This window comes from Cytobacillus sp. IB215316 (genome assembly GCF_033963865.1).
GTDB lineage: Bacteria > Bacillota > Bacilli > Bacillales > SM2101 > Nanhaiella > Nanhaiella sioensis.
Window position 1 is genome coordinate 118,412 of the sequence record NZ_JAXBMC010000012.1, and the last position, 9,848, is coordinate 128,259.

General features: G+C 32.4%; 9 protein-coding genes. 1 reads left to right on the forward strand and 8 read right to left on the reverse strand.

Annotated elements, in window-relative coordinates:
- Positions 1–19: 19 nt before the first annotated feature.
- The 3 genes from SLH48_RS17225 to mecA form a co-directional block, all read right to left on the reverse strand.
- The gene (locus SLH48_RS17225) at positions 20–1,210 is read right to left on the reverse strand and encodes a competence protein CoiA (protein ID WP_320259162.1); all 1,191 of its coding nucleotides are present in this window, start codon (positions 1,208–1,210) and stop codon (positions 20–22) included.
- Positions 1,211–1,649: 439 nt separating this feature from the next.
- A complete protein-coding gene (gene cls, locus SLH48_RS17230; protein ID WP_320259163.1) occupies positions 1,650–3,161 on the reverse strand; it encodes a cardiolipin synthase in 1,512 nt (503 codons plus the stop codon).
- 164 nt (positions 3,162–3,325) lie between these two features.
- Positions 3,326–4,009, reverse strand: a complete 684-nt coding sequence (gene mecA / locus SLH48_RS17235) for an adaptor protein MecA (RefSeq protein ID WP_214483291.1) — start codon at positions 4,007–4,009, stop codon at positions 3,326–3,328.
- A 579-nt stretch (positions 4,010–4,588) separates the two neighbouring features.
- Here mecA and SLH48_RS17240 point away from each other — a divergent pair.
- Positions 4,589–5,254, forward strand: coding sequence for a TerC family protein (locus tag SLH48_RS17240; protein WP_320259164.1), 666 nt, complete (start codon positions 4,589–4,591; stop codon positions 5,252–5,254).
- Positions 5,255–5,633: 379 nt separating this feature from the next.
- Here the strand turns inward: SLH48_RS17240 and spxA are convergent, their stop codons facing one another.
- The 5 genes from spxA to SLH48_RS17265 form a co-directional block, all read right to left on the reverse strand.
- The gene (gene spxA / locus SLH48_RS17245) at positions 5,634–6,032 is read right to left on the reverse strand and encodes a transcriptional regulator SpxA (protein ID WP_214483288.1); all 399 of its coding nucleotides are present in this window, start codon (positions 6,030–6,032) and stop codon (positions 5,634–5,636) included.
- Positions 6,033–6,608: 576 nt separating this feature from the next.
- Positions 6,609–6,797, reverse strand: a complete 189-nt coding sequence (locus SLH48_RS17250; protein ID WP_214483286.1) for a hypothetical protein — start codon at positions 6,795–6,797, stop codon at positions 6,609–6,611.
- Positions 6,798–6,845: 48 nt separating this feature from the next.
- Positions 6,846–8,054 (reverse strand): putative glycoside hydrolase, encoded by a 1,209-nt coding sequence (locus SLH48_RS17255; RefSeq protein WP_320259165.1) that lies wholly within the window; start codon positions 8,052–8,054, stop codon positions 6,846–6,848.
- Between the two features lie 497 nt (positions 8,055–8,551).
- Entirely contained in the window at positions 8,552–9,490 is a 939-nt protein-coding gene (locus SLH48_RS17260; RefSeq protein WP_320259166.1) for an ABC transporter ATP-binding protein, read from the reverse strand.
- A gap of 6 nt (positions 9,491–9,496) precedes the next feature.
- The coding region (locus SLH48_RS17265; RefSeq protein WP_320259167.1) for an oligopeptide/dipeptide ABC transporter ATP-binding protein at positions 9,497–9,848 on the reverse strand (352 nt) is incomplete at its 5' end.

Below are 9,848 nucleotides of genomic sequence, written 5' to 3' on the forward strand. Positions count from 1 at the left end.
TTGAACAATTCATATATAACTATTTATTATTATATGATAGTAACTTATTCATTATATCATAATCCAATAAAACTGCATCTTCAGAAGATTTAGGTAGCGTAAATTCTTTTTTTACTTTAAACCCTTGATGTTTAATTTTTTTTATCACTTGTAATTTCTCTAATAAAAGCAAATATTCTCTAATAGCATTAGCATAATGTGAGTTTGTCACTAAAGGTAATGTTCTAATCGATATTTTATTATTAGTGATTCGTAGGTTCACACAATTAAGTATGTCAGCGAATGTGAAAGTTCCCCCATTACTTTTCATAAGAATATCAACATATATATAAGCTTGCCAAACAATCGGTGGTGTCTCAAACCAATAGGAATAATTAGTAGGTATACCAACTTCCGCTGGAATTAGGCTCGGTGGGATTTTTTTTTCATACAATACATGAAGTAGTTTTTCGAGGTCTTTTGAAGGATAAACCGTACAATATAAACGCCAATACTTCTTTTTATAAGCCCAATTTTCATAAAGTGTTTTCCCATGAAAACCTTTTGATTTAAGCAATTGATAAAATGTACTTGAATGAAGTGGAAGAGAAACTATACCAGAGAGAACTTCAGTTGAAGAGAAGAAAAGTGGATTTTCGTTAAGATAAAACTGCCGTTTATACGGACAAAAGTATATGATCTTGCCATAACGCCCATATAGATCTTCAATAAATAATGATTGAAACTGAGATATCTTCATGCACCGAGAAGTTATTTTCATAAAGCTAGCTGCTAATATCCAAACTGGAATAATACCATATTTTTTATAAGCCGCTGTTCGTTTGGCAAAAAGTTCAGTACTAATCGTAGAACATTGAAACTCAATCGCATATACATGATGATTGTCTCTAATAATTAAATCAGGTCGCTGTTTTATGTTGCTTATATAATGCTCTAGCTTGATAGAAAATGATTGTTTTTTTAACCATTCATATATCCCACTTTTCCCTTCCATATGATACTGAGATTCTGGTTCAATCGAAAATTTACAATTCTCCTTCGTTTGATGTGCAAAGTGAAATATTCTTTTCGTTCCAAGCTTAAGGTACATCATTTCGCCACAAGATGGACAATAAAAGCTTTCGTCTCTTTTTAGAATTTCAAGCTCCTTCCGCGTCCAGTTTTCAACTAATGATACTTGTTTATTATTACTTAATTTTGCGACTAACACATTGTCACCACCCTTTCTATTTGTCATTCAACTAAAATAGCAAAATCCCTTTAGACTATTTACAAAAACTTTGGTGCTAATGATATTTAATTAAAATTGCTAGCACTTATGATAGACAATTGTCAGCGATTTATTAAATAATTGTTACTGATCGCAAGTTATAAGCTGTTTTACCGTAGCTCGGTGTTAACCTTTTATTTGTATCGGTATATATCTCATTGCCTAATGTATTAGGCTACTATCGGATTAATTGTTGCTTTTCATAATAAGAGCTAAACATGCTTAATAATCGGTTAGGGCATCTTTTCTTCTCTAAAAAACTATAAAAACCATATAATCCACATCAGTTACTCAAATAAAAGCAATAAAGTTTACGAATAAGAGCCTAAATAAAAAAGGGTCTAAACGCAAAGTTTGACCCTCAAAAAAGATATCCTTGTTATAATAGTGGCGACAACAATCGTGCAGTTGACTCATATAAACGAACCCAAATTGGCCTGGTACTAAATTGCTCCTCGGTAATAATATCAGAATGTGCGATGTCATGAATAAAATCATTTGTTAATGCTCGAATACTATTTGTTCGATATAAGAATGCGTTCACTTCAAAATTCAAATGAAAACTTCTCATATCCATATTTGATGTTCCAATTGAGGCAATTTCATCATCCACAATTAGAATCTTACTATGCATAAAGCCTTTTTTGTATTCATATATTTTCGCCCCTGCTTCTAACAGCTCAGGGAAATACGAACGGGATGCATAAAATACAATCTTTTTATCTGGACGTTTAGGCATCAATATTCTTACATCAATTCCGCTTAAAGCAGCAACTTTTAACGCTGTGAAAATATCTTCATCAGGAATAAAGTAAGGCGTTGCAATCCAAACAGATTTTTCTGCCGAAATGATCATAGAAAAAAAGAGCTGCTTTATGATTTCCCATTCGTTATCTGGTCCACCAGCAATTAATTGAACACCGCCCAAGTTCTCTTTATCAATTAACTGTGGAGACAAATAGCTTGGAGTTAACAACTTTTGTCCAGTCATATAATACCAATCCTGTAAAAAAATCAATTGTAGAGTCCGTACTGATTCACCTTGAACAGCTAAGTGTGTATCTCTCCAAAAACCAAAATAAGAATCTTTACCTAAATATTCATCACCAATATTTAGACCACCTACGAAACCTATTGTTCCATCAATCACTACTATTTTTCGATGATTACGGAAGTTAATTTTGTGGTTTAGAATGGGTAATTTAACTGGAAAAAAAGGAATCATATCCACCCCTGCTTTTCTCAATTCTTCAATATAGCTTCTTGAAAGTTTCCAGCACCCAACTGCATCATATAAAAAGCGTACTTGAACGCCATTTTGTGCTCGCTCAATTAAAATATCTTTGATTTGCTGCCCAATGTCATCATGCCTTACGATGTAATATTCAAGGTGTATATGATGTGTAGCCCCTCTTAATGCCTCTAAAATATGAGAAAATGTTTCCTCACCATTTGTAAGCACTTTCGTTTCTGTTGAAAAGGATATTGGGCTTTTACCTAAATTCTGTGCAAGGCGGAAAAGAAGCTGTTGATGCTCCCCCATATGAGTTATTTTTTCCTCACTCCAATATGGTCCACCTTCAATTTTTAAATATGTCTGTTCATCCAACAACGCTTTTTTAGCAAATAACTTACGCTTGCGAAAATTACGACCAAATATTATGTAAAAAATAAAACCTAACAACGGAACACTACCTAAAATGATAAGCCATGTTAATGTTGCTGTTGGATTTCTATTTTCTAAGAAAATAACAAAACCAATGAAAATAACTGATAAACTAATAATTAAACTAACCGCTCCTAGAATCCAGCCTTCCCAATATTGTTTTGTAACATAAAATAAGATAACTATAATAAATGAAAATACTAAAACCTGTAATGTTTTTTTCATTCCCCACACCGCCTCATACTACAGTTCTTCAATCCTAAGTTAGCAAAATTAATTAAAATTTGCCCACACTAACGTGGGCAAAAGTCCAATTGCATTACTGCATTTAATAACACTCACAAGTATTTTAATAAAGCCGATTTCACTATTTCAGAAATCGGCTTTTATTATCTTGATGGGAAATGATTAGCTATAACCGTCATTGCATCTTCTTTAATGATTTCGTTTCCGTACTCTTCTAGTCGATGAATTGTCACTGTTGTTTCTTGCCCATACTCTAACAACAAGCTTATAATAGCGTCCAATTCATCCCCTATCATGTTTTCTTCATTAAATTCAACATATAAATAATATTGTCCTTCGAATGAAAATAATCGATTCTTGAATGGTGATCCATCTATTCGATGTGACAATGAGATAATATGTTCAAAATCATCAAACCTAAGTAAAAATTCGAGTTGTTCATCATCTACTTGGTTAACATTTTGATTATAATCATCCTTAGCTGGGCTAAATTGTTGATCAAGTAACTCTTCTATTTTCTCATCAACAGGTAATTCCTTTATTCGATCTTCTGATAAAGGAATCTCATACCGATTCCCATCCTTTGAAAGTTGAGCTTTTGTTACGAGTACCTCAAGCCCTTTATCCAATGCTTGGACTTGTATCCATAACGGACCTTCCACCACAAAGTCTTCTTCTTGATGAATTTCATCCATCATTTCCCAAAAAAGTTCTTCACTTCTTTCACGATTATACCATATTTCATCACGGTCAAATCCTCTTTCTTCAATATCTAAATATGAAATATAAAATTTTACAGTATTCTCATTTATTCGTTCAATTTCCATATAATTAACTCCCTTCCATAGGATGTTTTTGAAGGGACTTATTTACCCCCGTGATACACTTTTTCACGATTATAATCATTCTTGTACTTTTATTTTATGACAAATACAAAAGGAATGGAAATAAAAAATACCGATTATTTAAAAACCATCTACTGCCCAATCAGAGCAGACAAAAAGCCTATTTAAACTTAATTAGTCTCTTTTTTATGGACTTGTAGTTAGTTTATCAACATAGCAATGCATCGTCCTTATTCTTTCCATCGAACCTTCTAGAGCGAGATCATTTATATTACGTAATACTATATAAAATGTCGTTTTTTAAAGATGGCCATATATTTGTTATTTACTCGTCATAATGATGAATGTTGCTTACTATACTTGTACTATTAATAAAAAAAGCTGCTTTCGCATTTTTTTATTATGCTACCTAAAAAATAATACAATATAACCATCTTTGCACCAAACACTAAGATTTCATTAATCTAGTTTAACAGTCGTCATTTAGTAAAAGAATCAGCTAAGTTTACAACAAAGCCATAAAAAAGATAGCGCTATTATTTAGTTAACAGGAGGACGAGAATGGATTTTGATTACGTAATTACAATCATGATGATTATTGGAATTGACATCGTATTAGGCGGCGATAATGCTGTTGTCATTGCCTTAGCAACAAGAAATCTTCCTGAAGCTAAAAGGAATAAAGCTATCTTTATTGGTACTACCTTTGCTATTATTGTTCGTGTTTGTTTAACTATTATTGCAGCTTTATTAATGACTATCCCGTTATTGTACATGATTGGTGGAATATTACTTCTCAGGATTGCTTATCAATTACTCGTGTCAGAGAGCCAAGATCAAGCAACACTTAAAGCAAGTACTTCTTTATTTATTGCTATTCGAACAATTGTCTTTGCAGATATTATAATGGGTTTAGACAATGTAATTGCAATAGCTGGAGCCTCACAAGGACATTTGCCACTCGTAATAATTGGTGTGTTAATCTCTGTTCCAATTATTATTTGGGGCAGTAAACTAATACTATACATAATGGATCAATACCCTATTATTATCTATATAGGAGCAAGTATTTTAGCATTTACTGCCGGAAGAATGATTACACATGAATTATATTTTACACAATTTTTTAACCACTATAATTACGCAAAAATCATTATACCATATATTTGCATTTTACTTGTAATTACAGGTGGATATATTAGTAATCGGATCAGAGTAGTTCGTTAAACGGCACAAGACTTTTAAATTAACTAAACATGATAAGCCTTGTTCGGTCTTGTTAATAAAAAGTTAATAAAAACTTGAAATTAATTCGCCACTCATACATCCACAATTCGCAACTTTGTTTCTGTTATTAGCATCTTACGAAAACCAACAAGCTATTCGCTAAAAATCTCAGCCAATGCTATGGCTGCTGTGATTTAAATTTTAAAAAATACGTACACAACTAGAGTTCGTGAAGTATTTTTTCTTTAAAACGATGACACACATAAACAACCAATAGTTCCGTTTTTCTATATTGTTATTAATAGCAGAAAATTTTGCGAAAAGAACCTAAGCTAAAAAACTTCTACATCGAAATGTAGAAGTTTTTTTATATTCCAGATTATTGGTTTACTAATTTTTGTGCTTCTTTCAATTGAAATGTTCTGACTTTACGCGGTAAAAATCTTCTAATTTCATCTTCGTTGTATCCTACTTGAAGTCTTTTCTCGTCAATGATAATTGGTCTTCGTAACAATCCAGGATTTTCACGAATAAGACTATACAATTCATTCAATGGTAAAGTATCAACATTAACATTTAATTTTTGAAAAGTTTTTGATCTTGTAGATATGATTTCATCTGTTCCTTCTTCTGTCATTCTTAAAATCTCTTTAATTTCTTCGATAGTTAGAGATTCTGAAAATATATTTCGTTCTTTAAATGAAATATCGTGTTCCTCTAACCAAGATCTTGCTTTGCGACAGGAAGTACAACTTGGTGATGAATATAAAGTTACCATTGTTTCTTCACTCCCATAATTTATGTGGATAGAAAGCTCACATAAGAAATAATTTCATAAATTAAAAGTTACCAAAAGTTCAGTATATCTGATAAGAGAATGTTAACGAATTGTACGAGTAAACATGTTGTAACATAAACAATGCTTCAGCTTATATTCTCCACCTTTTGATACTCTCTAAAATGTTATACGTAAATAAACACAAAAAGTTTCAAAAAAAGAAAAAAAAATCTAAATTGAAATAAATCTAAATAAGTAATGTCTATTGATAATTATACAATAAATATATATAGAAAGATATACTTTTTTCAATTAATTATGTGTAAAAAAACCCAGCGACAGCTAGGTTTTTTCTTATATATATTTTATTTAAGTGTAATTTTCTATAAAATGTAATTTGTATTTAATGGTATTGAATCTTTTTGAGCAGGACTGTTTTCTCATTGACAGTAATGAAAATAAGAATTTAAAACGCATACAACTATTTCGCAGCACTTTTCTTACATTAACGATGTTATACATTCGTAAAAACTACTTTGCTTCATTGTACATATAGGGAAAAAATCTCCTGTTAAATTAATTTCGCTTTCCTCCAACACTTCTCCAACCGACTTGTGTATTTGCAGATTGATTAAAAGATTCAGCTTTCTTTCTTCCTCCGAAAAACTTTTCACCAATACCATTTAACATGACTCCCATCATAGCAGTAATACCAATGATTAGTACAGCCACTATAGCAAAATCAGTAAAATAATCAATAACCATTCCAATACCTCCATTGATATATTTCTAACGACCTTCACAAGTAATTTCCTAGTTCAACGGGGTATAATCTACATTTTCTGTATAGGAGTTACCTGCATTCCAAAGTAAAAATTCTTTTACACCATTTTCATTCAAAGCTCTAATTTGATCCTCTACTTCAGTTTTGCCATATAGTTTATAGTTACCATTTCCTAACCAAGAAGCAGTAAAATCTTGGAGCCAAGGTCTAGAGATAGGACTATTAGCTAATTCCTTTAATTTCTCAGCTTCAACCTTAATATATTCTGTAACCAGTTTATATGGCTCTAAATCAGGCTGTTGAATACCAAAATATGTTGTCCAATGACTAGGATAAATCATAGACGAAATAACGTCAACATTTGCTGATATTTTAGAAAAGTTTTGCCCTATCCCAGGAGCTTCAGGCAATGTTGCTGTATAACCAAAAATATCCACCGATACTTTTACGCCATATGGCTTAAGCTTTTCTTTTGCATAGGCGACAAAATCTGTAACTGATTGAACACGTTTTTGAACATTATCTATATCCTTGCTTGCATATTCTCCCATACTGTACGATAAAATTGAATCACGTTTTTCAAATCCTTCTGGAAATCTCACATAATCGAATTGAATTTCTTGAAAACCTAGCTTTGCTGCTTCAATTGCTATACCGACATTATAATCCCAAACTTCTTTTATGAATGGGTTAACGAACGATTCGCCCCGTCTATTTGTCCAAATATTATTTTCTTCAATAAATGACCATTCAGGATATTTATTCGCTAGGACACTGTCTTTAAATACTACAATCCGAGCAATTGGATATATTTTCTTTTCTTCTAGTGTCTTTAACATTTCTACAGGGTCTTTAATATAGTTTTTTCCAATTTCTTTATATGGTTGGTTTTCTGGTATGTATGTCATATTGCCATAATCATCTTTTATGTCTATTACCATTGCATTTAAATCCGATGAATCAACTAAATTAACTAAAGTACCAAATTTATCCCCACCCGCTGAATGGCCTGTCACATAAATCCCTCTTACTGCGTCTGGGTATTCAAAGGACAACCCAGAATCATACATGTATCGAGGTAGCTGTTCAGGTAGGCTCTTTTTCTTTACAACTGACCTTTTTATAACGTGATTACTTACCGAAGTTGTCTCTATTTGCTTAGCATACCCATCTGTACCAAACAAAAAGAACAACATACTAGCAGTTATAAGTGTAATAAAATATCCCTTTATATTCATAAATCAGTGTTCCCCCAACTAAGATGAATTAAGTTAATTATAAATCAAATAACTAATTTTTGGGGTAATGTTTAACAAATTCTTTTATTTTTTTGGCTATTTTATTGTTGTAATTCGAGCATTTTAGACAAATCTATATAATTAACCCCAACCAACTTATTATAATGGATGGTTTATCTAGCTGGTTATATTTGAGTATGACAAAATATTGCGTTTATTAGAAAATAGGACAGCTAGAAGGTAATATACAACTTACTAATATAAAACTAGCAGTAAAGGACAAGAAGTGTTAATTACTTAGGCTTGTTTCGCATTAATTGTTGCTTTTCTTACTAAGAAATAAATACGTATACATCAAGCATTCATGGCATCTTTTCTTCTCTAAAGACTACAAACACATTAGACACGTCAATTACTCAAATGTAAGTGAAAAAAGCAACATAATATACAAAAGAGCCTAAAAAAAGAAGATCCCTTAAAAAAGAGATCTATCGTTACTATTTCCGTTCTTCTTTATAACGTTTGTATTCAGACTCTGAGCAATATACGAAATGGCCTGGTTTAATTTCTCTCATTGCAGGAGCTTCAGTATCATAATTATGCTGCAAAGGGTCATAAATTATTCTGTTACGAGAGCGCTCATGTTCTGGGTCAGGCAATGGAATTGCCGATAACAGTGCTTTCGTATAAGGATGAATTGGGTCGTTATAGAGATCATCACTGCTTGCTAATTCAACAATTTTCCCACGATACATTACACCAATTCGATCGCTAATATACTTGACCATCGAAAGATCATGCGCAATAAATAAATATGTCAAACCTTTTTCTTTTTGCAACTGTTTCATCAAGTTCACAACTTGAGCTTGAATAGAAACATCCAATGCTGAAATAGGCTCGTCTGCAATGATAAATTCTGGGTCTACTGCTAGTGCCCTTGCAATCCCTATACGTTGTCTTTGTCCGCCACTGAATTCATGGGGATAACGACTCGCATGCTCTCGATTAAGTCCAACAATTTCTAGCAATTCATGGACTCTATTCATTCGATCTTGCTTAGAAGAAGCGAGACCATGAATATCAATTCCTTCTGCTATAATGTCAGATACTTTCATCCGTGGGTTAAGTGACGCATATGGATCCTGAAAGATCATCTGCATTTTTCGATTAAAAGATTTTAATTCCTTTTTGGACTTCTTCCCGTGGACATTCTCCCCACCAAAAATAACTTTGCCATCAGTTGCATCATATAAACGAATGACCGTTCTTCCTGTAGTAGATTTTCCACAACCTGATTCTCCAACTAAGCCAAACGTTTCACCTTTATATATATCAAAGGAAATACCATCAACAGCTTTTACTGTGTTTTCTTTACTAACTTTAAAATGCTGTTTAAGATCTTGAATTTCCAACAATTTTTCTCTTCTATTCGTCATTTTCATTTACCCTCTTTCATGTCTGCGTTTGAAAGATTCATATTGCTTTTTCATACGCTGCACTATTTCAGGTGGCTCAACTTTCGGTGCATTATCATGTAATAGCCATGTTTTTGCATAGTGAGTATTTGATACTTTAAACATCGGTGGTTCCATTTCAAAATCAATTTTCAGCGCGTATTCACTTCTCAATGCAAATGCATCTCCTACAGGTGGGCTAATTAAATTAGGTGGTGACCCTGGAATCGCATATAGCTCATCCTCGCTGCCTTCAAGACTTGGCATTGACCCTAACAACCCCCATGTGTATGGATGTTCAGGACTATAGAATATTTCATCTACTGTTCCAGTTTCAACA